Below are 25,250 nucleotides of genomic sequence, written 5' to 3' on the forward strand. Positions count from 1 at the left end.
CTGGGACGGTCAGCTCGAGGAGTCACCACCCCACCATCATCGGTGCCGGCATCAGCTACGGTCATCGTCATCTCGGATCTCGTTCCAATCTCGCCCCATACAATGGGAAGCACATCAACCCTGTTGTCTCACACCATCCTGACGCACAGGGGCCCGGCGCAGGGCACGCAGCAACTCCTGCGTTGAGTCGAGGTTCACGGTGGGGGCTGCCAGAGACTCCTGCAGGACGCCGGCCAGCTGCTGCAGCTTCTGCGGGCGCTGCCCGTGCGGCACCCGGGGCCCGAGGACACGGCTCAGATAGGCATCATGCAGGTCGGCCCGGAACGGGAGGCCGGCGTGGTGCATCTCGGCGCCGGCCAGGGCGCCGGCCGACTCGGCGGCGAGCAGCAGACGCAGCCGCCACGGGTGCTCGCTGGTGGCGACGGCCTTCAGCTGGGCCGTCAGCTCGGCCAGCAGGTCGTCGGAAGACGATTCCGCGCCTGCTGCCGGGCTCGTGCCGTGGGCGGCGTCGAACAGGGTGGCCTGCTGCTCCGCTCGCTCGGTGTCGACGTTGGAGGTCTCCACCGTACGTGGAGCGAACCGGGTGTCCGGGTTGTACCCGGCGGCGGCCGCGTCCTGGGAGAAGCCCAGGATCCGGCCGCACAGGCCGAGGTCGTGAGCGCGGGCCACCGTCACGCCTTCGCGGAGCCAGCGCGGGTACCAGTCCGTGGTGCGGGCGAACACCCAGCGGGTGGGTCCGGCGGCCTCGCGGTGGGCGACCGCGGCGACCACCTCCGCATCCGACAGCCGCTGCGGTACCCCGGTGGGGGCCCCGGCGTCGTCGGCGTCCTGCAGCAGGACGGCGTCGGCCTCACGGGCCACCACGGTGTACATGCTCACCATCCTGCCGTGTGCCGTGTGCCGTGTGCCGTGTGCCGCCGGGCGAGCGGCGCACCCGCTGGCTCTCGCTTCTCCCTCCCCAGGCAGCGCCCGGCCCGCCGGTGTCCACAATCAGTGCCGACGTGCTGGCCGTCGCCTCGGTGCCCGATGCAGGGTGGGACATGGCCCTCTCTCCTCCGCGGATGCGCGTGGCACAGGGATCCGAACGGCAGCGTTCCGAACCGGACGGATTCGAGCGTCACCGGTCGGCCCGGCACCGCTTCATCGACGCCGTGCCGATGCCGGTCGACCGCTCGACGTCCCCCCCGTCCACCGGCTCCTGCTCGACCGCCTCATCGGGGTGGGTCCCGCGGGGGTCGGCGGCGGCGGGGGTGTTCGCGGTGACCGACTCGGACCTGCTGCAGGCCGAGATCGAACGGGTCGCATCGGCCGCTCGGTGTCCGGTGACGCTGGTGCGGTCGGTGCTGGACCCGGCGCTGGGTGGCGCGTCGGTCGTACTGCTCGGCAGCGACGTGGCGCTCGCCACCCTCGCGGTGGCCGGCAGCACCGGTGGGACCGTCGGGGACCGTCCGACGAAGCCGTGGCGGGGCACCACCATCATCGTCGGTCTGGCGGGCGAGGGCACCGCACTGTGGGACGCGGCCGGTCGTTGGGGAGCCGACCGGGTAGCCGTGGTGCCGGAGGCGGCCGCGTGGCTGGTGGACGTGCTGGACGACGGCCTCGGCACACCGCCGGACCGGGATCGCGACCGGGACGCGACCGAGCGAACAGGCGCCGTCGTCGGGGTGGTGGGAGCATGCGGCGGTGTCGGCGCGACCTCGGTGTGTGTGGCGGTGGCGGAGGCGGCGAGGCGGGCCCGGATCGGCTGCCTGCTGGTGGACGCCGACCCGCTCGGCCACGGACTGGACGTGATCCTGGCGGCGGGCGAACCGGGGGTGCGCTGGACGGAACTGAGCGAAGCGGCCGGACGCATCCCGGGTGATCAGCTCTCGGAGGCGGTACCCCGTCCCCACGGAATCCCGCTGCTCGGCGGCGGCGTGACCGGGGTGCCGGTGCGGGTGCTGGGGGCGGTGGCGGCTGCGGCCCGGGAGGCGTTCTCATTGGCCGTGGTCGACATCGGCCGTGACCGTCACTCGGTGCAGGAGTGGAGCGGGTTGGTCGACCGGATGGTCGTCGTGCTGCCGGGCCACGGCCAGGCCCGCCTCCCGGTCGGGTGCGAGGGACTCGACCCGGAAGGGTTGCTCGCCGTGGTGGCGGGCTCGCCCCCGGACGGCCTCGATGCCGAGGCGATCGCCGCGACGGTCGGCGCCCTGCACTACCTCCCGTGGCGTGCTCTGCCCTCGGTCGGCCGACGACTGGGCGCCGGGCTCGCCCCCACCGACCTGTCCGGGCGCCGGTGCTCCGCCCCTGACGCGATCCTGCACTTCGCCCAGGGCGGCACGCCGCGATGAGCGCCCCGGGTGACACCGCGGGCCTGCGGCCTTCGTTGGCGGCCGCCGCCGGTCTCATCCTCGACCAGGGCCGGCCGCTCACTCCGGCGAGCGTGGCCCGCGCGCTGGCCGACAGCGGTCAACTGCTCGGCTCGACCGGCACCCTCGCGGCCATCGACGAGATCACGGCCGAGCTGACCGGGCTGGGCCGGCTCGCACCACTAGCCCGGGACGCTGCCACCACCGACATCGTCGTCAACGGTCCCACGGCGGTGTGGGTGGACCGGGGACGCGGGATGGAACGAACGGCCGTCCGGTTCGGTTCCGAAGCCGAGGTCCGTGCCTTGGCCGTCCGGCTCATCGCCACCGCCGGCGGCCGCCTGGACGACGGCCGGCCGAGCGCCGACGTACACCTGGCCGGTGGGATCCGCGTGCATGCGGTGCTGCCGCCGATCTCGGCGACGGGGACGTTACTGTCCATCCGGCTGCAGCGGCACCAGGGGGCGAGTCTGAGCGACCTGGTGCACTCCGGGATGATCGCCGACCGGGACGCCGACCTGCTCCGTGCCGTCATGGCTGCGCGACGCAATCTGCTGATCAGCGGTGCCACGGGCAGCGGCAAGACCACCTTGCTGGCGGCACTGTTGGGAGAGGCGGCGTCGGATGAGCGGTTGGTGGTCATCGAGGACGTCGCCGAGCTGGAACCGGATCACCCGCACACGGTGCGGCTACAGTCCCGACGCGGCAACGTCGAAGGCGCCGGAGCGGTCGAATTGACCGACCTCGTACGCGAGGCCCTGCGGATGCGCCCGGACCGGCTCGTCGTCGGGGAGTGCCGCGGGGAGGAGATCCGCGACCTGCTCGGCGCGATGAACACCGGGCACCGCGGTGCCGGCGCGACCGTGCACGCCAACACCGGCGCCACCGTGCCGGCCCGGATGGTGGCACTCGGCGCGCTTGCGGGCTGGTCCCCGCAGACCACGGCACTGCAGTGCATCTCGGCCCTCGACCTGGTGATCCACCTGGCCCGCGGCCCGGCCGGCCGCGCCGTCACGGAGATCGCCGTCTTCGACCTGGATCACCGCGGCAGGCTTCGGACGGAGCCTGCCCTGCAGGTATCGACGGACGGCGCTGCGCATTCGGGCCTCTCCCGTGGACCTGCGTGGGAACGTCTGACCGCCCTGCTCGACGGCGCATCGCCCGGATGGGAAGGGCGGCCGTGACGGGGGTGCTGGTCGCCCTGCTGCTGGCGACCGCGGCGACCCTGGCGATGGTTCCGGTCACCGCATCGGGTCAGGGGTCACCACTGGAGCGGGTCGGGCGTCCGGATCAGGGCCCGGTCCCGAGCGCCGGTCTCGCCCGACGCCGGCGCCGTCGTCGGGCGAGAACGGCCGACCTCGACGATCAGGTACGGACGCTGCGCCAGCTGAGTGCATTGCTCGCGGCGGGCCGGCCGTTGACGTCGGTCTGGTCGGAAGTGCTGGCTGGACGCTGGGCCGCATCCGCATTGTCGACCGAAGTGAAAGCCGAAGCAGAGGCCGGTACGGCGGCCGGTCCGGTGGACCGGATGCTGCGGGCCGCGGCGAGGGACGCCCGGTGGGGCCGTGATCCGACGGAGGCGCTGCGGGACACCCGGCGGCTCGAGGGCCCGGAACGGGACCCCGGCGATCGCGCTGTCCGTCGGGCGATGGCCGACGGTTGGGCGGGACTGGCGGACTGCATCGACATCGCCCGCGCGACGGGAGCCCCGCTGGCGAGTCTGCTCGACCGGTTCGCCGCGGCCCAGGCCGATGCCCGGGACGCTGACGCTGCCCGGGCTGCGGCGCTGGCGGGGCCGGCGGTGACCGTCCGGATCCTGCGCTGGCTGCCCGTTGCCGGCCTCGGGCTGGGGGTGCTGATGGGCGCCGACCCGGTGCGGGTACTGACCACGACCCCGGTCGGCTGGGTGTTGGTCGCCCTGGCCGCCGGCCTGATGCTTCTGGGTCACCTCTGGGTGCGCCGCCTGCTAGCGGTCGCGGCGGGCTGATGACGGGGCACGGTGCCCGCGGGTGCGGGCCGTTCTGGGGGACGCGGTGCTGACGGGGTTGCTGCTGTCCCTCCTGTGCGGAGCGGCCGTCGTGGTGGCCGGACTGCCCGCGTCGGCCCACCGAGGGGAACCCGGGATCCGTCCCGGCACGCTGCGACGAGAGGGCCCCGCTCGCCCGCGTGCCCGGGGGAGCGGGCCGCCCCGGTCGAGCCCGGACGCGGCGCTGCTGCTCGACCTGCTCGCGGCCATGTTCGAGGCCGGCGTGGCGATCGACCCCGCCCTGGACCTGTTGTCGCGCCTGCATCCGCTCACGGTCGGGCCCCAGCTCGAGCGAGTCGTCGCCGCGCGACGCCTCGGCGCCGACTGGCCCACCGCGACGGCCATGACGGTGCGGATGCGGCCACCACGCTCGGCCGGGGGCAAGCCGTTGCCACGCGACGCCCCCGCGGCCCTCGGGCCGCTCCTGGAGGCCGTCCTGTTCGCGGCGACCACAGGAGCCCCGTCGGCGGCGCTGCTGCGGTCCCGCGCCAGTGATCTGCGCGTCCGGCGGCGGCAGGAGACCGAGCGGCGAGCGGCGTCCCTCGGCGTGCGGCTCGTCCTGCCGCTCGGCCTGTGTCAGCTACCGGCCTTCATCTGCCTCGGGATCGTGCCGGTGGTCCTCGCCCTGCTGCCGGCCCTCCGCTCGTGACCCGGGTGCTGCTCGGGCGTCGGCTCTCCCTCCACAGCCGCGGGTCGTCGGCTCGTTGTGCACCGTTCCAGCCGTGGCCCTTCAGCCACCGGGCGGATCGCTCCACGCTGGGGTCAGCGGCCGTCGCCGACGGCCTGAAGGAGAGGATCAGTCATGTCACAGTCTGCGGTCCGGCCCGCCGGCGCCGGTGAACCGGCGACCCGACCCGGGAACGAGCACCACGACGACGCGCGGCCGGGGCCGAGCTCCACCTCCCTGCTGGCGGACCACCCCGGAGCGGGCCGGTCCTCGTTGGAGGACAGTCCGACGACGGACGACGGCCGTGACCGTCGGATCGTCCACCTGGATGAGCGCCGGGCTCGCCGCCACGTGGGCGTGACCCCGGCCGACCCTGATGGCGCAGCGATTCAGGGCCAGGCAGCGAGAGCGCCCCGTGCTGCGCACCGGATCCGGTGGAGCGATCACCGGGGGACACTCCGCCAGGCGTCGCGTCGAGGCCTGACAGCCGTGCTGGCGTTCTATCGTCGGGTCGTGCGCGGCGAGGAGGGTATGGCCACCGCCGAGTACGCCATCGCCACCCTCGCCGCCGTCGGATTTGCGGGCCTGCTGGTTCTCATCCTCAAGGGGAACGAGGTCAAGGGTCTGCTGACCGCCATCATCCGGCAGGCTCTCGGCGGCTGACGATGTGTCCACGCAGGGCCGGTCGAACGGCTGACCGGGGCTCGGTGACCGCGGAACTGGCCATCGTCCTGCCGACCGTGGTGCTGCTCCTCGGTCTGCTGCTCACCGCAGCCGCGGCCGGGATCACCCAGGTGCGTGCGGAGGGCGCCGCACGCGCTGCCGTGCGGGCCCTTGCCCGCGGCGAGTCGGAGTCGGCGGCACGCGACATGGCGCTGCAGCAGTCCGGCGCCGGAGCACGGGTCACCATCGGTGGCGGCGGATCGCTGGTGTGGGTGCGCGTCGAGGAACGGATACCGGTGCTCGGCGGGGTGATCTTCCCGTTCTCCGTCGTCGCGGAGGCCACCGCTGCTCGGGAGGCTACCGGTTCGCCGGGCGATCAGGGCGTCGTGGACACGACAGCGGAAGCCGCGACGCACCGCGGTGTGGACCTGTTCACGACTCGGCGCACCGCAGACGACACGGAACCCCGCTCACGGCGTGGTGGACGATGTGCATGAGCCGGTCGCAGCCATCCGGGAGGACAGCCGTGCCCGCGGCCGGCCGGGAAGTCGGCGACACCGATCGTGGGGCAGTCACCGTCCTCGTCGTCGGTCTGTGCGGGGTGGTGCTGGCGCTGATCGGTGCGCTGCTGCTCCTGGGGCAGGCCGCCGCCGCGCAGGCGCGCGCCACCACCGGGGCCGATCTGACCGCGCTCGCGGCCGCGGATACCGCACGCGGGTTGCGGGACGGGGAACCCTGCCGCGTTGCCGGGGCGATCGCCGTCGCCAACCGGGTCCGGATGGAGGTGTGCCGGATCACGGCCGAGCGCGGCGGCACGGCCCAGATCGTGGTCACCGCGCCGATGCCGTATCCGTGGCCCGCCGCGACCGGCCGGGCGCGTGCCGGGGCGCCACCCTGACCGGGCCGGGCCGCACCGGAACCACCATGACTCCCCTTCCCGGCACCGTGCCGCAACATGGACCGGGCATGGTGACGGGAGGGTCGTCCCCGGAGGCGGTCAGTTGGCCGACTCCGGGAGCCATTTCTCGAACGTCAGCAGGTCGACCGCCTCGGTCGGCGTCGCCACGTCGAGCAAGCGTGTGTATCCCGCGTTCCGGTACAGCGCGATCGCTTCGGGTTGTCGCGGCCCGGTGGTGAGGACCACCCGGCGATACCCGCGCCGCGCGGCCTCCGCCTCGAGCTCCCGCAGTACCCGACGGCTCAGGCCCCGCCGGCGGTGCTGCCGGTGGGTCCAGATGCGCTTGAACTCCACGGTGCCCGCACTGTGTGGCATGAACGCTCCGCCGGCCACCGCCAGATCATCGAGCATCAGGAGCAGGAACGCCCCGAGCGGCGGATCGAACAGATCCGCGGAATATCGGTTCATCTCGGCACGGGCGCCGGGACCATACCGGTCCTCGTAGAGGCCGGCCAGGTCGGTGAGCATCTCGGCGGCGCGGGCATCGGTGGCCGACAGGTACACGGCCGTCGTCTCCGCTGCGATGTCGGGTGTCTCCCGGTCACTGTCCCCGGGGGTGGGGGCCGTTCTCGGCACGTTCATGGGGCTGTCCTGTCGTCCGAAGGTTGTGGATCTGCGCTCAGGGGCGATCGGGGGCCGGTCCGTGCCGCACGAGCTCGTCCAGCAGGCGGATAGCGGCCGTCTTCTCCAGGGGGTTGTTCCGGTTCCCGCACTTGGGCGACTGGATACAGGACGGGCACCCGGTCTCGCACTCGCAGACGCGGATCGCGTCCGCCGTCGCTCGTAGCCAGGTGCCCGCGGCCTCGTACCCGCGCTCGGCGAAACCGGCGCCGCCCGCGTACCCGTCGTAGACGAAGATGCTGGGGCGCTCCGTGTCGGCGTGCAGCGCCGTGGAGACGCCGCCGATGTCCCACCGGTCGCTCGTGGCCACCAGCGGCAGCATGCCGATGGCGGCGTGTTCGGCGGCGTGCAGGGCGCCCGGCAGCTCGGCGCTGCTGATGCCTGCCGCCTCCAGCAGGGGACCCGGCGCCACGAACCAGACCGCCTGGGTGATCAGTTCCCGGACCGGTAGGTCGAGCGGTTCCTCACCGATCACCTCGTTGCTGGTGAACCGTTTGCGTTGGAACGCCACCACCTGGGTGGACACGCGCACCCGCCCGAAGCACACGGTCACCGGGCCCCAGGGCATGGAAAGATCCGTGCTCAGCACCTCGATGTCGGTGATGTCCCGGGCGGTGGTGTAGTAGTCCGGCTCACCGCGGCTGACGATCGCACAGTGATTCGCCTCGTCCAGGTCGTCGACGACGAACGTGACCTGCTGATGCGTGTAGACGGCGCCGGGGTGCAGCTGGTGGTGGCTCTGCCCCGCCCCCACGGTGCCGAGCAGTGCCCCGGTGGCCGAGTCGATGATGTCGATCGGCTGCCCCGCGGCGCCCCGCAGGCTCACCGCCGCGGCCGCGCTCTGCGGGTGGGTCCAGAACCAACCGGCCGGGCGGCGCCGCAGGAACCCCTGGGTGGTCAGGTCCTCGACGACGCCGGCGGCGGCGGGCCCGAACAGGTCGAGGTCCGCGGGGGTGAGCGGCGCCTCCGCCGCGGCCGCGCACAGGTGCGGGCCCAGAACGTACGGATTCTGCGGGGCGAACACGGCGGCCTCCACCGCGCGGTCGAAGATCGCCTCGGGATGGTTGACCAGGTAGGTGTCGAGCGGGTCATCGCTCGCGACGAACACCGCCAGCGCGTCCTGGCCCGCGCGCCCGGCCCGGCCGATCTGCTGGAACAGGGACGCGCGGGTGCCCGGCCAGCCGCCGATCAGCACGGCGTCCAGCCCGGCGATGTCGATGCCGAGCTCCAGCGCCGAGGTGCTCGCGACCCCGAGCAGCCGGCCGTCCCGCAGGGCGTGCTCCAGCGCGCGACGCTCCTCGGGGAGGTAGCCGGACCGGTAGGCGGCCACCCGGCCGGGCAGGGTGCGGTCGACGTCGGCGAGGAGGCGCTGGGCCATGGCCGCGATGCTCTCCGCCCCCCGACGCGACCGGATGAACGCGATGGTGCGCACGGCCCCGGAGACCAGGTCCGCCATCAGGTCGGCGGACTCGGCGATCACCGTGCGGCGCCGTGGGGCCCCGTTCTCGCCGTCCTGGTCGGTCAAGGAGGGCTCCCAGAGGGCGACCGTCACCTGACCGTGCGGCGAGGCGTCGGTCTCGACGGCGGTGGCGGGGGCGCCGATCAGCCGGGAGAACGAGCCCTCGGGTTCGAAGGACGTCGCCGAGGCGCCGATGAACACCGGGTTCCCGCCGTACCGGGCGCACACACGCCGCAGCCGGCGCAGCACGTTGGCCACGTGCGCACCGAACACGCCGCGGTAGCCGTGCGCCTCGTCGACGATCACGTACCGCAGGCGGCGCAGGAACCGGGCCCAGCGCACGTGGTTGGGCAGGATGCCCACGTGCAGCATGTCCGGGTTGGCGAGCACGACGTTCGCATGGTCTCGGACCCAGGCGCGTTCGGCCGGGTCGGTATCCCCGTCGTAGGTCGCCGCCCGGATGCCGGGCACGGCCAGACCGGTCCAGGACGCCAGCTGGTCCGCGGCGAGCGCCTTGGTCGGAGAGAGGTAGAGCACGGTGGCGCCGTCCCGGTCCAGGGCCGTACCGGCCAGCTCCTCGGCCCGGACCACCGCGTCCAGGGCGGGCAGCTGGAACGCCAGCGACTTGCCCGACGCCGTCCCGGTGGCCAGCACCACGTGGCGTCCGGCGTGAGCGGCGTCGGCGGCTTCGACCTGGTGGGCCCACGGCTCCGGCACGCCGCGTCGGGTGAAGGCGTCCACGACGGCGGGGTGCACCCAGCCCGGCCACGGCACGGGCACCGCGTCCCGGGCCGGCAGCACTCGGACGTGCCGCACCTGCGCCGGGGTTCGGTTCCCGCCTGGGACGGCGGCGGCGAGGGCAGCCGCCAGCCCGGCGGCACCGCGGTCCCCGACGTCCCGATCGTCGCCGGAACCACCGGTGCCCCCGGTGCGTCCCAGCAGAGCCAGGCTTGTGCGTCCGTCCGTCATCACGTCCATTCTCCCATCGGTCGCGGACACGACCACCCTTTTCTACGGTTACGTAGAGGTGGGAGGATCGAGGGATGAACGCCGACGACGACGCGATCCGCACCCTCACCGATGCCCAGTGCTGGGAGTTCCTGGAACGCTCGCGGTTCGGGCGCCTCGCCGTCGCCCCGGCCGGCCGGATCGACGTCTTCCCGCTCAATTTCGTTGCCCGCGACGGGCGGATCACGTTCCGCACCGCCGAGGGCACCAAACTGCTGTCCCTGACCGTCAACGCCGCGGTGGCGCTGGAGGCCGACGAGGTCACCGGAGGGCAGGCCCGCAGCGTCGTCGTCCACGGTACGGCGCGCACGCTCGAGACCACCGCGGAGATCGACGCGGCCGAGAGCCTTCCGCTGCGCTCGTGGATCCCCACCCGGAAGACCCGGTTCGTGCAGATCACCCCCACCGAGCTGACCGGCCGGGCGTTCCACCTGGGCCGGGAATCGGACGCGGACTGACGCCGTCACCGTCGATCGTCCGTGGCTAGGCTGGTGGCCGTGTCCGACCCGTCGCCCGCGACCTCCTCGCCGTCCACCGTCGACGTCCTTGATGCGCCGCGCGCGGACGATCCGGCGGCGCTCGCCCGGTTGGTGTCCCGCTTCGCGGCCGCGACGTACACCGTCGACGGAGTCCGCGACCTGATCGGCGAGGACGCCGCCGCGGCCCTGGACCGCGACGAGACCGTTCCCGCTGAGTTGGCGACCGCCCGAGTGCTCGCCGACGCCGACTCGGAGAACCGCACCCGGGCCGCGCTGAGCCGGCTGCTGCTGCTCGGCCTGCCGGTCCCGATCGACGCCTTCGGCGCGGACACCGCGGCTGACCTGGTGGCTTGCGGGGTCGCCGAACCGGTTTCCGCCGAACCGGTTGTCGCCGAACCGGTTGCCGCCGTGCCGACCCAGGCCGAGCCGGCCGAGGCAGGCGCGACCCTGCTGCGGGCCCGTGTCGACCTGCGCCCGTACGAGGCCGACGACGCCACCCGCCTCTGGGTCGCCGCCGACCTCGGCGCCCTGCAGACCGACGGGCCGCTGCGGCACGACCATGTGCTCGGCATCGGGCGCGCCTCCCTCACCCTGGCGCAGGTGACCGACCGCCGCCCAGTCGAGACGGCGCTCGACCTCGGCACCGGGTGCGGCATCCAGACCTTCCACCTGCTCCGCCACGCCCGGCACGTGACGGCCACCGACCTCTCCGCCCGTGCCCTGGCCTACACCCGGTTCAACCTGCTGCTCAACGCCGCCGCGCTCGACCTGGACCCGGCCGACCTGTCCGCCCGCGTCGAGCTGCGTCAGGGCAGTCTGCTCGAACCGGTCGCGAACGAGACGTTCGACTTGATCGTGTCCAACCCGCCGTTCGTGATCACTCCCCGTGCGGCGCAGGAAACCACGGACTCCCGATATACCTACCGGGACGGCGGGCAGACGGGCGACCGGCTCGTCACCGACCTGGTCCGCACCCTCCCGGCACACCTCGCGGACGGAGGCACCGCCCAGCTGCTCGGCAACTGGGAGATTCCCGCCGGGGCCACGTGGGACGACACGGTGACCTCCGCGTGGTTCGCTCCCCACGGAGGGGCCCCGGGCGGCGAGGACGGCCTCGAGTGGTGGGTGATCCAGCGCGACACGCAGAGCCCGGCCGAGTACGCCGAACTGTGGCTGCGCGACGCCGCCCAGGCGATGGATCCGGATGGCTACCGCCGCGCCTACGCCGCGTACCTGGCCGACTTCGCGGCCCGCGACGTCGCCGCCATCGGCTTCGGCATGATCTGGCTTCGCCGCCCGGGCACCCGTTCCGCGGGTGAGCCGTTGCGGCGGTTGGAGTCCCTGATCCAGGTGCTCGACCAGCCACTCGGCCCCGCTATCGGCGCCACCATCGCCCGCCACGACCGGCTCGCCGGCCTGGACGACGCCGGCCTGGCCGGCCTGCGCCTGGTCGTCGCGCCGGACGTCACGGAGGAGCGGCACGGTACCCCCGGCGCCACCGACCCCACCGTCATCCTGTTGCGCCAGGGCGGCGGCTTCCGCCGGACCGTGCAGGCGTCCACCGCACTTGCCGGGTTCGTCGGTGCCTGCGACGGCGAGTTGACGGTCGGGCAACTCATCGCCGCCCTCACCGCCCTTCTCGGCCCCGAGGACCTCGGTTTCGCGGGCACGCTCCTCGGCCAGGTCCGGTGCGCCGTCGTCGACGGGTTTCTCCTCCCGCTGGAGTGAGGGCCGGAGTGAGGCGGGCCACCGGTGGACGTCCGGGGGCCGGTCGTATGATTCGATGGTCACGAACCCGACCGGTTCGCAACCGAAGGAAAGTCAGGAAGTCGCAGTGCCCGCAAAGGCCCGTCAGCAGACCGGCAAGAAGCTCGTGATCGTCGAGTCGCCGGCCAAGGGGAAGACCATCGCGTCCTACCTCGGTCCGGGATTCGAGGTCGAGGCCTCGATGGGGCACATCCGTGACCTGCCGCAGCCGTCGGAGCTGCCCGACGCGCTGAAGAAGTCCTCCGTCGGCAAGTTCGCCGTGGACCTGGACAAGGACTTCGAGCCCTATTACGTCGTCTCGCCCGACAAGAAGAAGAAGGTCAGCGAGCTCAAGGCCGCACTCAAGGACGCCGACGAGCTCTATCTCGCCACTGACGGTGATCGCGAGGGCGAGGCCATCGCCTGGCACCTGCTCGAGGTGCTCAAACCGAAGGTGCCCGTGCACCGGCTCACCTTCCCCGAGATCACTCGCGAGGCCATCCAGCGGGCCCTGGGCAACATGCGCGATGTCGACATCGCCCTCGTCGACGCGCAGGAGACCCGGCGCGTCCTCGACCGCCTCTACGGGTACGAGATCTCCCCGGTGCTGTGGCGGAAGGTCTCGCGTGGCCTGTCCGCCGGCCGCGTCCAGTCCGTCGCGACCCGGCTCGTCGTCGAGCGGGAACGGGAACGGATGGCGTTCGTCCCGGCCGCGTACTGGGATCTGACGAGCACGTTCGCCGTGCCGGAGGAGAGCCGGTCCGACGCGTCTGCGCCCTCCTTCACCGCCCGCCTGGCCAGTCTCGACGGTACCCGGGTGGCCACCGGCCGCGACTTCGACGACGCCGGTCGGCTGAAGACCCGGCAGGCCGTCCACCTCGACGAGCAGGGCGCGCGTGGCCTGGTCGCCGCGCTCGACGGCGCTGACTTCGCCGTCCGCGGCGTCGACACCAAGCCGTACACCCGCCGCCCGGCCGCTCCGTTCACCACCTCGACCCTGCAACAGGAGGCGGCCCGCAAGCTGCGGTTCTCCTCGCGCAGCACGATGCAGGTGGCGCAGCGACTGTACGAGAACGGCTACATCACCTACATGCGTACCGACTCGCCGGCCCTGTCCGACGAGGCGATCAACGCCGCCCGCCGGCAGGCGGGGGAGCTCTACGGCTCCGAGTACGTGCCGGAGTCCCGCCGCGTGTACAAGGGCGGCGACAAGAACGCTCAGGAGGCCCACGAGGCCATCCGCCCCGCCGGTGACGCGTTCCGCACCCCCGCCCAGGTCTCCGGGCAACTCAGCCGCGACGAGTTCCGGCTGTACGAGTTGATCTGGAAGCGGACCGTCGCCTCCCAGATGGCCGACGCCAGGGGCTCGACCGCGACCATCCGGGTCGGTGCCACCGCCAGCGACGGCCGGAACGCCGAGTTCACCGCATCGGGCACGGTGATCACCTTCCGGGGCTTCCTCGCCGCCTACGAGGAAGGCACCGACGAGGACCGCGGCGAGGAGGCCCGTGCCGGTGCGGACGCGAAGGCCGGCGACACGCGGCTGCCCGATGTGAGCGAGGGCGACGCGCTGACCGCCGACGAGCTGGCCGCCCACGGCCACGAGACCTCCGCCCCGCCCCGGTACACCGAGGCGTCGCTGGTCAAGGCCCTGGAAGAGGCCGGCATCGGCCGCCCGTCCACCTACGCCGCCACCATCTCCACGATCATGGACCGCGGCTACGTCCGCAGCCGCGGCTCGGCCCTCGTGCCCAGCTGGGTGGCGTTCTCCGTGGTCCGGCTGCTCGAGCAGCACTTCCACGACTACGTCGACTACGACTTCACCGCCCAGATGGAGGAGGACCTCGACCGGATCGCCCGCGGCGAACAGGCGCGCGTCGACTGGCTGCGCGACTTCTACTACGGGGACGGCGACGACTCCGGGCTGAGCACCATCGTGGAGAACCTCGGCGACATCGACGCCCGGGAGATCAACTCGCTGCCCGTCACCGACGACATCGTGCTGCGCGTGGGCAAGTTCGGTCCCTACCTGGAGCGTGCCGCCGCCGCCGACGCACCCGAGGGCACCGAACCCGAACGCGCGAACGTGCCCGAGGACCTGGCCCCTGACGAGCTGACCCCGGAGAGGGCGCTGGAGCTGATGGCCAGTGCCGGGCCCGAGGAGCACCAGCTCGGCATCGACCCGGAGACCGGGCGCACCATCGTCGCCAAGAACGGCCGGTACGGCGCCTACGTCACCGAGATCGTCCCGGAGCCCTCGGCCGAGGACCAGCCGGTGGAGTACTACAAGAACGGCAAACCGAAGCCGCCGAAGAAGCCCGTCAAGCCGAAGGCGCGCACCGCGTCGTTGTTCTCGTCGATGAGCCTGCAGACGGTCACCCTCGAGGACGCGCTGAAACTGCTGAGCCTGCCCCGGGTGGTCGGCACCGACCCCGACGGCGTACCGATCACCGCGCAGAACGGCCGGTTCGGCCCCTACCTGAAGAGGGGGACCGACAGCCGTTCCCTGCCCGGCGAGGAGCAGATCTTCACCGTCACCCTCGAGGAGGCGCTGAGGATCTACGCCGAGCCGAAGCAGCGGGGCCGGGCCGCAGCCCGACCGCCGTTGAAGGAACTGGGCACGGACCCGGTCTCGGAGAAGCCGATCACGGTCAAGGAGGGCCGGTTCGGCCCGTACATCACCGACGGCACCACGAACATCACCGTCCCGCGCAGTGACTCGATCGAGGAGCTGACCCACGAGCGTGCGGTCGAGTTGCTGGCGGAGAAGCGCGACAAGGGTCCCGCGAAGCGGCCGACCCGTCGCACCAGTGGCAAGGCCGCGACCGGTCGCACCCGCAGCAAGGTCTGACCGCATCCCGCGGCCGGCCGCGGGCAACCGACAGGAGGATGGCCGCCATGCGTCTGGGTGTCCTGGACATCGGCTCCAACACCGTCCATCTGCTGCTCGTCGACGCCTATGCGGGGGCCCAGCCGGCGGCCTTCGCCTCGCACAAGCGGCCGCTCGCCCTGGTGCGGCACCTCGACGAGCAGGGACGAATCACCGCCGAGGGCCAGGCGCAACTGATCGGGTTCGTCCGCGAGGCGCATGACGTCGCTCGCGACCATGGCGCGGAGGACCTGCTGGCCTTCGCGACGTCGGCGATCCGGGAGGCGGCGAACGGGCGCGAGGTGCTCGACGCCATCGCCGAGCGGACCGCGGTGACGCTGATGGAGTTGCCGGGTGACCGGGAGGCGGCGGTGACGTTCTTCGCCGCACGGCGCTGGTTCGGCTGGGGAGCGGGCACCATCCTCGACCTGGACATCGGCGGCGGATCGTTCGAGATGGCGATGGGCGACGACGAGCTGCCCGCCCGGAACGTGTCGGTGCCGCTGGGTGCCGGGCGGCTGACCCGCGACTGGCTGCCGGAGGACCCGCCGACCACGGCCAGCGTCAAGGCCCTGCGCGCGCACATCAAGGACACGCTGGCGCCGGTGGTGAGTTCCTTCGCCGATCTGGGGCGGCCCACCCTCGTCGCCGGCACCTCCAAGACCTTCCGCTCGCTGGCGCGGATCGCCGGGGCCGCTCCGAGCGGGGCCGGACCCTACGTGCGGCGCACCCTGGACCGGCACGACCTCTCCCTCTGGGCGCAGCGGATGTCCGCGATGTCCGCCGGCGATCGGGTGAACCTGCCCGGCGTCTCCGAGCTGCGGGCCCGGCAGGTGCTGGCCGGCGCGCTGGTGGCCGAAGCCGCGATGCTCGCGTTCGACGTCGAGCAGCTGCACATCTGCCCGTGGGCGCTGCGGGAGGGCTTGATCCTGCGCCGCCTCGATCAGCTCGTGATCACCGGTGTCGCGCCCTCGGAGTGGCGCGACGAGAACCAGCGTCGACTTCCGAAGGAACTGCGCCGCCCGGCCGTGGCCGCCGCATTCGGGGAGCCGAGCGCGTGAGCGCGCCCCGGGACATTCCCGTCGGGCTGTCGTCCTCGTCCGTCTACCCGCTCACCGTGGTCGACACCTTCGCCGTCGCGCGGGACCTCGGATACGACGGTGTCGAGGTGATGGTCACGAACAACTCGATCAGCCGTGACCCGTCGCGGCTGCGGGACCTGCGGGAGCACTACCAGCTGCCGATCCTGTCCGTGCACGCCCCGACGCTGCTGCTCACCCAGCAGGTATGGGGGACCGCCTGGACCAAGGTCGAACTCAGCTGCGCGATGGCGGCGGAGGTGGAGGCACCCACCGTCGTCGTGCACCCGCCGTTCCGCTGGCAGACGGGGTACGCGGACCATTTCGCCACCGGCATCCGCCGGATCATGGCCGACTACGGCGTGATGATTGCGGTCGAGAACATGTACCCGTGGCGGGTGCGGGGACGCGACCGGCGAGCGTACCTGCCGCACTGGGATCCGGTACCGCTCGAATACGACCACGTCACCTGGGACTTCTCACACGCCGCGTGCGCCGGATCGCACAGCCTGGTGTCGGTGCAGGAACTGGGGGAGCGGCTGCGGCACGTGCATCTGACGGACGGGTCCGGTGCGCAGAACCGGGACGAGCACCTGCTGCCCGGCGAAGGGAACCAGGACCCCGCCGCGGTGCTGCGGCACCTGGCACAGACCGACTGGGACGGCTCCGTCATCGCCGAGGTCTCGACCCGGAAAGCAAAAGGTGCCGGCGAGCGCGAACAGCTGCTGGGAGACACGCTGTCCTTCGCTCGCCGGCACCTGGACCGGGCGGGGCAGCCCGATCCTTCATCACTCGCACCTTGAGGAGGTAGCCACCACTCTAGGGACGGCTCTTGGGCGGACGCTCGATGTGGTCTGGGGATCACCTGAACGTCCACGTCGGGGTGGGCCGACGAGAAAGGGCCGGTGGTTCGACCGCCACAGCGGCCGGGCCACCGGCCCTCGGACCGGATCGGGCAATCCCGTCCATCATCATCACTCGCACCTTCATGAGGTAGAACCAGCGTAGAAAGCGAACGTGTGACGAGCCCGTGCAGCGGCTGAGAAGTGGCTGGCAACGGGCCCGGCAATGAACGCGGGTCAGAACCGCAGGAGGACCTTGCAGCTGCGCTGCCCGTCGGCGGCGGTCGCGAACGCCTCGTCGGTCTCGTCGAGGGCAAACTCATGCGTGATCACGGTCTCGGCGGCGGGCGTCGCGGCGAGCACCTCCACTGCGCGGTCGATCTCGTTCACGAACCGGTACGTACCCCGATAGTCGAGCTCGCGGCTCACCAGCAGGGCCAGCGGGACCGTGACAGGGTCGAGCGGCAGGTTGCCGACCTGGACGACGACGCCGCCGGTGGCGACCAGTCCGAGCACCGAGGCGACGGACGTGGCCGCCCCGGAGGCTTCGAAGGCCACGGTGGGCGAGCCCGTGATCGCCTCTCCGACATCGAGCACACGGTCCGCGCCGAGTGCAGTGGCACGGTCCCGGGCGGCCGGCGCGGGATCGATCACGGTGACCCGGCCGGCCCCGGCCGCGCGCAGCGCCACCACCGTCAGGGCGCCGATGGGCCCGGCCCCGCTGACGAGGACATCCTGCCCGGTCACGTCCCCGGCCCGGGTGACGGCGTGCAGTGCGACGCCGAGGGGTTCGGCCAGAGCGGCGCGACGGATCGGCAGGGCGGCGGGCAGGCGGCGCACCCGGCTCGCGGGCGCGGCGATCTGCTCGGCGAAACCGCCGTCGGTGTGCGGGTCGTGCGCGGCCGATCCGAGGTAGGTCAGGTTCGGGTGCAGGTTGTCCCGGCCGGCGAGCCGCTCCGGCAGGGCGCCGGCCGTCGCCGCGGGGTGCACGGTGACCGCGTCACCGGGGGACAGTGCGTCCACCTCGGCTCCGACCGTGACGACGGTGCCGGCGATCTCGTGGCCGAGGACGAACGGGTGACGCTGGACGGCGCTGCCGGACCGGCCCGAGCGCCAGTACGCGATGTCGGAACCGCAGATCCCGCCCCAACCGACCCGGATCAGGACGTCGCCCGCTCCGACCCGCGGAGTCGGCCGTTCGACGACCCGCAGGTCACCGGCGGACTGCAGTTCCAGCACACGCATGGCATCGCTCTCTCTCGACATCGTCGTCACGGTACGGGTCTGCCCGCACTGTCTCCGGGAATCGCCCGGTCAGACGGGTTGGGTGGGTGAGGTCGCGGTAGCGTCGTCGAGCACGGCGACCAGCTGCCCGGTGGTCCGCAGGTGGGCGCGCATCGCCTCCCCGGCGGCCTCAGCGTCCCCGGCGACGATGGCCGCGACCACGGCGTCGTGCTCCCGGTGCTCGGCACCGACCAGACCGCGCTCCTCACGAAGCGCACGCAGCCGGGTCATCGCGTCGAAGACCTGTCCCCGGACGGCGTCCGTGATTCCCAGTAGCGCTGGATTGCCGCCGAGCACGGCGATCTGCCGGTGCAGTTGCAGATCCAGCCGTACGTAGGCATCCGCTTTCCCGATCTGGCCGGTCATCCCGTGCACCAACACCGACAGCGCCTCACGCTCCGCGTCTGTGGCCCGTTCGGCCGCCAGGGCGGCCGCCTGGATCTCAAGCGGGACCCGCAGCTCCATCAGCGCGGTGAGCCGTCGGGGGGTGCTGCGGAGGGCCCGGGACAGATACAGGGTGATCAGCTGCTCGTCCAGCTCCTTGACCACCGCGTGGCGCCCGTTCGAGAGCTCGATCAGGCCGAGGGCCGCGAGGGCGCTGAGCGCCTCGCGGACCACGGGCCGGGACACGCCGAACCGCTCGCTCAGCTCGGCCGTCGAGGGCAGGGCGTCGCCCGCCGCGAGGTTCCGTTCGTCGATGTAGGCGATCAGGGCGCGGCGGACCTGGTCCGTCAGGGGGGTCCCCGTCAGTTCCATGCGCAATCTCTTCGGGCAGCTGATCGGTGTGAGTCGGTCAGAAGGAGTTGATCAGTCCGACGACGCCGACGAACGTGATGGAGATCGCCGAGATCACCAGCATCGCCGTGGTCAACTTGCCGTCCTTGACGCGCACGTCGGTCTGGGTGTGGCCGAGGTGGACGGTGGCGATCGCCACGCCGATCAGGAAGATCGCGTTGAGCACGCCGGCCAGGACGACCAGTGGCAGCGGCGAGGAGACGATGGTCCCGAAGGCGCCCCAGATCAGGGGCAGGGCGATCATGATGCCCCGCATCCAGCGGTCGCGCTTGACCGCATCGTGCCAGTCGAATGCGCCGAACAAGGCCAGCGTGTTCCCGATCTGCCGGCCCAGGCTGGGCACGTTGGCGAGGATCGTCTTGAACAGGGCCAGTCCCGCGCCGAGCAGGAACACCACGGCACCCCACGAGCCGACGGTCATGTCATAGACGCTGGACAGGGTGGTCATGACGTCGTTGCCCTTCGGGACCAGGTCCTGTGGGTGCAGCACGGCCGCGCCAAGCAGATAGAAGGCCGCGGTGGAGACCGTGTAGACGATCCAGGAGACCCAGGCGTCGAGCTTCATCACGGAGATCCAGCCACGGGCACGGGCGACCCAGGAATCGGAGTCGTCGCGCGGGCCGGTCCAGGCGGCGTAGCCCTTCTCCACACACCAGTACGTGTAGGCGGTGATCTCGCCGGCACCGACGCCGGTCAGGCCGAACATCGACAGCGCGATGCCCATGGCGCCGAGGGCGATCTGGAAGCGGAACCCGTCGACGATGTCACCCCCGGTCCAGGCGAACTCGGTGCCCTGGATGACGAACACCATCGCGACGGCGAACAGCGTGACCAGCAGCACCAGAACGGTCGAGACCTTCTCGACGACGGCGTACTTGTTGGCCGCGTGGATGGCGATCGCGATCAGGGCGAGGATCAGCACCCAGGTGCCGATCGAGAGCAGCGAGTACGGTTCCGGGCCGATCGGGAACAGCGAACTGAACGCGAAGGCCGCGGCGCTGATCACGCCCGCCTGGCTGGTGAGGAACTGGACGAACATGAGCAGGACGAGCCAGGCCATCCAGCCGCGACGGCCCAGCCGCGGCGGCACGTCGTCGTAGCCCTGGAGCGCGACCTTGCCGGTCGAGATGGACCAGCGGCCGAGCTCGACCTGAACCCACACCTTGAGGAACGTCGAGACGAAGACCAGCCAGAAGAGCATGAAGCCGACCTGGGCGCCGAGGGTCGTGGCCGTGAGCAGTTCACCGGAGCCGACCACGGCCGCCGAGGTGATCATGCCCGGGCCGAGGAAGCGCAGACGCCCACGCCATGTGGTGGGTGGCTCCTGGACGGCGGACCCGTCGACCAAGTACGGATCGACGCGAGTCTCCGTGGTGGTCGTAGGGGTGGTTGCCTGCTTCGGCGTCGACACTGACGACCTCCTGGTGAGTGACGGCGCACACACGCCGACGTGAATGGCCGCGAGCCTATCAGACAGGCTGACAGGTAGCGACTGCGGTCGGCCCGTCAGCTGACACAATCGGCAGCATGACTGAATCGCCGTGTTCCTCCGTCCCCTCCGTGCACGCCGCCCGCGTCGCCTTCATCGGTACCGGGTCGATGAACGAATCGATCCTCGCCGGTGTGCTCGCCTCCGGGAAGGACCCCGGCACCGTCATCGCCACCGTCCGCCGTCCGGAGCGTGCCGACGAGCTCCGCGACCGGTACGGGATCACGGTGTACGCGGCCGGTGACGACGACGCCGCGAACGCCCGTGCGGCCGAGGGCGCCGACGTCGTCGTCCTCGGGGTGAAGCCCGTCGGCATCGAGGACATGGCCCGGGAGATCGCCGGTGCCCTCGCTCCGACGGCCGTCGTCGTCAGCGTGGCCGCCGCCGTGACCAACGCGATGATCGAGGCCGCCATGCCCGCCGGCCAGCCCGTGGTGCGGGTGATGCCGAACACCCCGTCCCGCGTCCAGCGGGGTGTGCTCGCCGTCTCGCCGGGCGCGTCCGTCACCGACGAGCAGACCGCCCTGGTGGGGGGCGTGCTGGCCGGGTCGGGCCTGGTTGTGACCGTCCCGGAGGAGCAGCAGGACGCCGTCTCGGCGATCAGCGGCTCCGGACCGGCCTACGTGTTCTACCTGACCGAGGCGATCACGGACGCCGGGGTGGCGCTCGGCCTGGACCGAGCGCTGGCCGGCCGGCTGGCGGAGGAAACGGTGTCCGGGGCGGGCGAACTGATGCGCGCCACCGACGACGACGCCGCCACCCTACGCCGGAAAGTCACCAGTCCGAACGGCACCACGGAGCAGGCCATCGCGACCTTCGACCGGGAGGGGCTGCGGGACATCGTGGCCCACGGGACCGCCAATGCCGCGGCCCGAGCCGCCGCCATCACGCAGGAGCTCCGCGGCAGTTGAACCGCCCGCCCGGGCGGTGCTTGCTGCCCGTGCGTCCGGCGCTGGCGCGCCTGCGCCCGGGCACGCCCGCGCACCTACGGCCGGGCCGCGAACCGCTCGATCAGGTCCACGTGACCGGAGACGATGAGCAGGTCCCGGCCCGAGACCTTGGTGTCCCCGGTCGCGTAGGTGAAGTCCTCGCCGGGGGACTTCACACCCACGATCGTCACCCCGTATTTTTTCCGCACGGAAGCCTCGCGGATGGTGAAGCCCTGCGTCTCGCGCGGCGGGCGCATCTTGACGATGGCGAAGTCGTCGTCGAACTCGATGTAGTCCAGCAGCCGGCCGGAGACCAGGTGGGCCGCCCGGCGGCCGGCGTCGGCCTCAGGATAGATCACGTGATTCGCGCCGATGCGGGAGAGGATCTTTCCGTGCGCCGGGGTGATCGCCTTGACCCACAGGTGCTCGACGCCGAGGTCCACGAGATTGACCGTGATCAGCACGGAGGACTCGATGGACGTGCCCACGCCGACGACGGCGGAGTTGAACTCCTGCGCGCCGAGCTGCCGGAGCGCATCGATATCGGTCGCGTCCGCGTCCACGACGTGGGTGAGCGCGCCCGCCCACTTCTGCACGAGAACGGGGTCACGCTCGATCGCGAGCACCTCGCGCCCCTGTTTGACGAGCTGGTCGGCCGTCGCCGAGCCGAACCGGCCCAGACCGACCACGAGCACCGGTTGATTGTGTGCGGGACGGTCAGCCAAGGATCGGCCTCTCTTCCGGGAAGTGGTACAGCGTACGCCGCTGACGCAGGGCGAGCGCCGTCGAGACGGTGATGGGCCCCATCCGGCCGAGGAACATCAAGACGGCCAGGACATATTTCCCCGCCGGCGGCAGTTCGGCGGACAGGCCGTTGCTCAACCCGCAGGTGGCGAATCCGGAGATCACCTCGAACAGCACCCGATCCAGTGGCTGCCCGCTGATCTGCAGCAGCACCGCCGTCGCGACGGTCACCATGGTGGCACTGACGGCGATCACCGCCATGGCGACGCGCATGGCCGACGCCGGAATGGTCCGTCCGTGGGCGCGCACGTCCGCGTCACCCCGGGCCTCGGCAACGATGGCGAGGACGACGACGGCGATCGTGGTCACCTTGATCCCGCCCGCCGTCGACGCCGAACCGCCGCCGGCGAACATGAGCGCATCCGTGACCAGAACGGACGTCTGGTCCAACTGGTTCATGTCCACGAGGTTGAACCCGCCCGAGCGCATCATCACCGAGGCGAAGACAGCGTTGAGTACCTTGTCCGTTGTGCTCATCGCCCCGATCGTCGCGGGATTGGACCACTCGAACGCACCCCACGCCACGGCGCCGACCACGAGCAGGACGACCGACACCTCGACGGTCAGCTTCGCGTGCAGCGTCCAGGCGCGGAACCGGGTCCGGTTGACCATCAGCACCATGATCACGGGGAACCCGAGGGAGCCGACGAACACACCGGCCATCAGCGGCAGCAGGATCCACAGATCCTCCCCGTAGGGCACGATGCCGTCGCTGTGCGGGGTGAAGCCGGCGTTGTTGAAGGCCGAGACCGCGTAGAACACCGCGTGCCAGACGGCCTGGCCGAAGGGTTCGCCGAGCATCATGAACCGCGGCGCCAGGACGAGGGCGATGGCCAACTCGATGGCGGCCGACGTCGTGACCACGATCCGCAGCAGTGCGCCGACCTCCCCGAGCCGCCCGGTGTTCATCTCCTCGAGGGCGATCAGCTTCCCCCGCACGCCGAGCCGACGGCTGACCGCCACCGCCAGGATCGACGCGAGGGTGAGCACGCCCAGACCGCCGATCTGGATCGCGAGCAGGATGACCACCTGGCCGAAACCGGACCAGTGAGTGGCGGTGGACACCACCGTCAGGCCCGTCACGCAGACGGCGGACACGGCGGTGAACAGGGCGTCGTGCAGCGGTGTCACCTGGCCGCTGCTGCTCGCCCACGGCAGCGAGAGCAGGCCGGTGAAGACGAGCACGATGCATGCGAACGTGATCAGGGCCAGCCGAGCGGGCGAACTCCCGGCCAGCCGATCGATGAAGTCGCGCGCGACGGACAGCAGCCAGAGGGGGCTGCGTTCCGTGTCCCTGGTCCAGGGGGTGCGGGTGGCGCTCATCGCCTCCATTGTGCATGGTCGCGTGCGCGTGCGTGAGGTACGGCCCGTAGGGTAGGGACGGTGAGGGACCGACCGAGCTGCGCTGCCGCGTCCGCGGTCGTCTGGGGGGAGTCCTTGACCGCGTACAACTTCGGGGAGCAGCACCCGATGCACCCGAGCCGACTCGATCTGACGGCCCACCTCGCCGCCGAACTCGGCCTGTTCGACCGGCCCGGCGTGCGGCGGATCGAGCCACGAGTGGCGACCGACGCGGAGCTGAGCACCGTGCACGACGCCGACTACATCGACGCCGTCCACCGGGTCAGCGTCGACCCGGGCCTGCCGGACGAGGAGCGCGGCCTCGGCACCACCGACGATCCCGCGTTCGCCGGCATGCACGAAGCCGGCGCGCGGATCGTCGGCGCGTCGCTCCAGGCCGCCGATGCCATCGTCGACGGGACGGTGGCGCGGGCGGTCAACTTCTCCGGGGGCATGCACCACGCTTCCCGCAGCCGGGCGAGCGGCTTCTGCATCTACAACGACGCGGCTGCCGCGGTGACCCGGCTGCTCGCCGGGGGCGCGTCCCGAGTGTTGTACATCGACGTCGACGCCCACCACGGGGACGGCACCGAGAGCATCTTCTGGGACGATCCGCGCGTGATGACGATCTCCCTGCACGAGACCGGGCTTGCGCTGTTCCCCGGCACCGGCTTCGCGAACGAGACCGGCGGCCCGGGCGCGCAGGGCTGTGCGGTCAACGTCGCGCTCCCTCCGACGACGGGTGACGGCGCCTGGCTACGGGCGTTTCACGCCGTGGTGCCGCAGCTGGCGCGCGCCTTCTCCCCCGAGGTGATCGTCAGCCAGCACGGTTGCGACAGCCACTTCCAGGACCCGCTGACGGACCTCCGCACCAGCGTCGACGCTCAGCGCCAGATCGCCCTCGACGTCCGGGATCTCGCGACCGACCTGTGTGAGGGCCGTTGGCTGGCCACCGGGGGCGGCGGTTACAGCACCACCGCTGTCGTGCCGCGCGTCTGGGCGCACCTGGTCGGCATCGTCACGGGGGATCCGGTGCCGGTGGCGGCGCCGACGCCGCGGCGCTGGCAGGACTATGTGCTGACGCGGTACGGCAAGGAGGCGCCGCTGTGGATGACGGACGACGTGGACCTGTGGTGGCGTTCCTGGGAGGTCGGTTATGACCCGAACGACGAGACCGACCGGGCGGTGATGGCCACCCGCAAGGAGGTCTTCCCCCTGCACGGGCTGGACCCGTGGTTCGACTGACGACGAACCAGCCCAGCGAGGCGCCGACGACCGCCCCGATGCACGGGAACGCCGACGGGGAGAGGCATCCCTCGATGACACCGGATGCCCGCACCGGTAGCGAGGTGTACGGGTTGCTCGCCGACCCCACGCGACGGCGGCTCCTGGCCGCCTTGCGCGGGCAGGAGCGCTCGGTCGGCGACCTGGTGATCGAGTTGGCGGTGAGCCAGCCGTCCGTCTCCAAGCACCTGCGCACCCTGCGCGAGAGTGGATTGGTGCGGATGCGCGCCTCCGGGCAGCGCCGTCTCTACTCGCTCCGCCTGGAGCCGCTGCTGGAGGCGGCCCGGTGGCTCGACGAGTTTGCCTCCGGCACCGCGGCGACGGCCCGGAGCCAGGAGCCGGTGCCGGACGGTGCGCGGCGCCCGAACGAGGCCGGGTCCGCCGGAAGCGACGCCGTCCGGACGGTGCGGGAGTCGGCGACCGGAGTCGTCGTGGAAGAGGACGGCTCGTCCCCGATCGGCCGGACCGTCGGGAGGGCGGCGGGTCGGGCCGCCGAGATGATCGCGAACATCCCCCGTCTGCGCCGCCGCAACGGCCGGGAATGACTCCGGTCGGCCAG

Annotated in this window: 23 protein-coding genes; 15 read left to right on the forward strand and 8 right to left on the reverse strand. The window is 72.0% G+C overall.

Annotation, left to right across the window (positions count from 1 at the left end):
* Positions 1–114: 114 nt before the first annotated feature.
* Positions 115–873 carry a hypothetical protein gene (locus tag BKD30_RS04240; RefSeq protein WP_076702510.1) on the reverse strand — a complete coding sequence of 253 codons (759 nt, stop codon included), beginning with the start codon at positions 871–873 and terminating at the stop codon, positions 115–117.
* A 107-nt stretch (positions 874–980) separates the two neighbouring features.
* On the opposite strand from BKD30_RS04240, the gene ssd reads away from it, so the two are divergent.
* The 7 genes from ssd to BKD30_RS04275 all read left to right on the forward strand — a co-directional run bounded on the left by ssd (position 981) and on the right by BKD30_RS04275 (position 6,602).
* On the forward strand, positions 981–2,330 hold the full coding sequence (ssd, locus tag BKD30_RS04245; protein WP_143588055.1) for a septum site-determining protein Ssd: 1,350 nt from the start codon (positions 981–983) through the stop codon (positions 2,328–2,330).
* Positions 2,327–3,532, forward strand: coding sequence for a TadA family conjugal transfer-associated ATPase (locus BKD30_RS04250; protein ID WP_083956005.1), 1,206 nt, complete (start codon positions 2,327–2,329; stop codon positions 3,530–3,532). Before ssd ends, BKD30_RS04250 begins: the two co-directional genes overlap by 4 nt.
* Positions 3,514–4,335, forward strand: a complete 822-nt coding sequence (locus tag BKD30_RS04255; protein ID WP_143588056.1) for a type II secretion system F family protein — start codon at positions 3,514–3,516, stop codon at positions 4,333–4,335. The genes BKD30_RS04250 and BKD30_RS04255 overlap by 19 nt, the downstream gene beginning before the upstream one ends.
* A 22-nt stretch (positions 4,336–4,357) precedes the next feature.
* On the forward strand, positions 4,358–5,023 hold the full coding sequence (locus BKD30_RS04260) for a type II secretion system F family protein (RefSeq protein WP_083956006.1): 666 nt from the start codon (positions 4,358–4,360) through the stop codon (positions 5,021–5,023).
* Between the two features lie 153 nt (positions 5,024–5,176).
* The gene (locus BKD30_RS16915) at positions 5,177–5,704 is read left to right on the forward strand and encodes a DUF4244 domain-containing protein (protein WP_328586892.1); all 528 of its coding nucleotides are present in this window, start codon (positions 5,177–5,179) and stop codon (positions 5,702–5,704) included.
* A gap of 44 nt (positions 5,705–5,748) precedes the next feature.
* The gene (locus BKD30_RS04270) at positions 5,749–6,201 is read left to right on the forward strand and encodes a TadE family type IV pilus minor pilin (RefSeq protein ID WP_076702522.1); all 453 of its coding nucleotides are present in this window, start codon (positions 5,749–5,751) and stop codon (positions 6,199–6,201) included.
* Between the two features lie 29 nt (positions 6,202–6,230).
* Positions 6,231–6,602 (forward strand): Rv3654c family TadE-like protein, encoded by a 372-nt coding sequence (locus BKD30_RS04275; RefSeq protein ID WP_159440540.1) that lies wholly within the window; start codon positions 6,231–6,233, stop codon positions 6,600–6,602.
* Between the two features lie 99 nt (positions 6,603–6,701).
* Here BKD30_RS04275 and BKD30_RS04280 read toward each other — a convergent pair whose 3' ends face one another.
* Entirely contained in the window at positions 6,702–7,244 is a 543-nt protein-coding gene (locus tag BKD30_RS04280; protein ID WP_076702530.1) for a GNAT family N-acetyltransferase, read from the reverse strand.
* A 37-nt stretch (positions 7,245–7,281) separates the two neighbouring features.
* A complete protein-coding gene (locus tag BKD30_RS04285) occupies positions 7,282–9,711 on the reverse strand; it encodes a DEAD/DEAH box helicase (RefSeq protein ID WP_143588057.1) in 2,430 nt (809 codons plus the stop codon).
* Positions 9,712–9,785: 74 nt separating this feature from the next.
* Between BKD30_RS04285 and BKD30_RS04290 the strand changes: the two genes are divergently transcribed.
* From BKD30_RS04290 to BKD30_RS04310, 5 genes are all read left to right on the forward strand, one after another.
* The gene (locus BKD30_RS04290) at positions 9,786–10,208 is read left to right on the forward strand and encodes a pyridoxamine 5'-phosphate oxidase family protein (protein WP_076702534.1); all 423 of its coding nucleotides are present in this window, start codon (positions 9,786–9,788) and stop codon (positions 10,206–10,208) included.
* 39 nt (positions 10,209–10,247) lie between these two features.
* Complete coding sequence (locus BKD30_RS04295; RefSeq protein WP_076702626.1) at positions 10,248–11,957, forward strand: DUF7059 domain-containing protein; 1,710 nt, start codon at positions 10,248–10,250, stop codon at positions 11,955–11,957.
* 106 nt (positions 11,958–12,063) lie between these two features.
* The gene (topA, locus tag BKD30_RS04300) at positions 12,064–14,826 is read left to right on the forward strand and encodes a type I DNA topoisomerase (RefSeq protein ID WP_076702538.1); all 2,763 of its coding nucleotides are present in this window, start codon (positions 12,064–12,066) and stop codon (positions 14,824–14,826) included.
* Between the two features lie 47 nt (positions 14,827–14,873).
* On the forward strand, positions 14,874–15,905 hold the full coding sequence (locus BKD30_RS04305) for a Ppx/GppA phosphatase family protein (protein ID WP_076702541.1): 1,032 nt from the start codon (positions 14,874–14,876) through the stop codon (positions 15,903–15,905).
* Positions 15,902–16,726 carry a sugar phosphate isomerase/epimerase family protein gene (locus BKD30_RS04310; protein ID WP_143588059.1) on the forward strand — a complete coding sequence of 275 codons (825 nt, stop codon included), beginning with the start codon at positions 15,902–15,904 and terminating at the stop codon, positions 16,724–16,726. The genes BKD30_RS04305 and BKD30_RS04310 overlap by 4 nt, the downstream gene beginning before the upstream one ends.
* A gap of 276 nt (positions 16,727–17,002) precedes the next feature.
* Here BKD30_RS04310 and BKD30_RS04315 read toward each other — a convergent pair whose 3' ends face one another.
* The 3 genes from BKD30_RS04315 to BKD30_RS04325 are packed head-to-tail and all read right to left on the reverse strand — an operon-like array spanning position 17,003 to position 20,255.
* Positions 17,003–18,031: an L-idonate 5-dehydrogenase gene (locus BKD30_RS04315; protein ID WP_235861442.1), complete on the reverse strand. Its 1,029-nt coding sequence runs from the start codon at positions 18,029–18,031 to the stop codon at positions 17,003–17,005.
* Positions 18,032–18,079: 48 nt separating this feature from the next.
* A complete protein-coding gene (locus BKD30_RS16830; protein WP_076702547.1) occupies positions 18,080–18,805 on the reverse strand; it encodes a FadR/GntR family transcriptional regulator in 726 nt (241 codons plus the stop codon).
* Between the two features lie 37 nt (positions 18,806–18,842).
* Entirely contained in the window at positions 18,843–20,255 is a 1,413-nt protein-coding gene (locus tag BKD30_RS04325) for an Nramp family divalent metal transporter (protein WP_076702550.1), read from the reverse strand.
* Between the two features lie 116 nt (positions 20,256–20,371).
* On the opposite strand from BKD30_RS04325, the gene proC reads away from it, so the two are divergent.
* Positions 20,372–21,244 carry a pyrroline-5-carboxylate reductase gene (gene proC, locus BKD30_RS04330; RefSeq protein ID WP_076702554.1) on the forward strand — a complete coding sequence of 291 codons (873 nt, stop codon included), beginning with the start codon at positions 20,372–20,374 and terminating at the stop codon, positions 21,242–21,244.
* A 74-nt stretch (positions 21,245–21,318) separates the two neighbouring features.
* Here proC and BKD30_RS04335 read toward each other — a convergent pair whose 3' ends face one another.
* Together BKD30_RS04335 and BKD30_RS04340 are read right to left on the reverse strand one after the other, a co-directional pair.
* Complete coding sequence (locus BKD30_RS04335) at positions 21,319–21,957, reverse strand: potassium channel family protein (protein WP_076702558.1); 639 nt, start codon at positions 21,955–21,957, stop codon at positions 21,319–21,321.
* Positions 21,958–21,979: 22 nt separating this feature from the next.
* Positions 21,980–23,389 carry a TrkH family potassium uptake protein gene (locus BKD30_RS04340; protein WP_083956007.1) on the reverse strand — a complete coding sequence of 470 codons (1,410 nt, stop codon included), beginning with the start codon at positions 23,387–23,389 and terminating at the stop codon, positions 21,980–21,982.
* A gap of 60 nt (positions 23,390–23,449) precedes the next feature.
* On the opposite strand from BKD30_RS04340, the gene BKD30_RS04345 reads away from it, so the two are divergent.
* Complete coding sequence (locus tag BKD30_RS04345; RefSeq protein WP_076702565.1) at positions 23,450–24,652, forward strand: acetoin utilization protein AcuC; 1,203 nt, start codon at positions 23,450–23,452, stop codon at positions 24,650–24,652.
* Entirely contained in the window at positions 24,640–25,236 is a 597-nt protein-coding gene (locus tag BKD30_RS04350; protein ID WP_235861445.1) for an ArsR/SmtB family transcription factor, read from the forward strand. Before BKD30_RS04345 ends, BKD30_RS04350 begins: the two co-directional genes overlap by 13 nt.
* Positions 25,237–25,250: the final 14 nt, after the last annotated feature.

Origin of the sequence: Tersicoccus phoenicis (assembly GCF_001968835.1) — a bacterium.
GTDB classification, from domain to species: domain Bacteria; phylum Actinomycetota; class Actinomycetes; order Actinomycetales; family Micrococcaceae; genus Tersicoccus; species Tersicoccus phoenicis.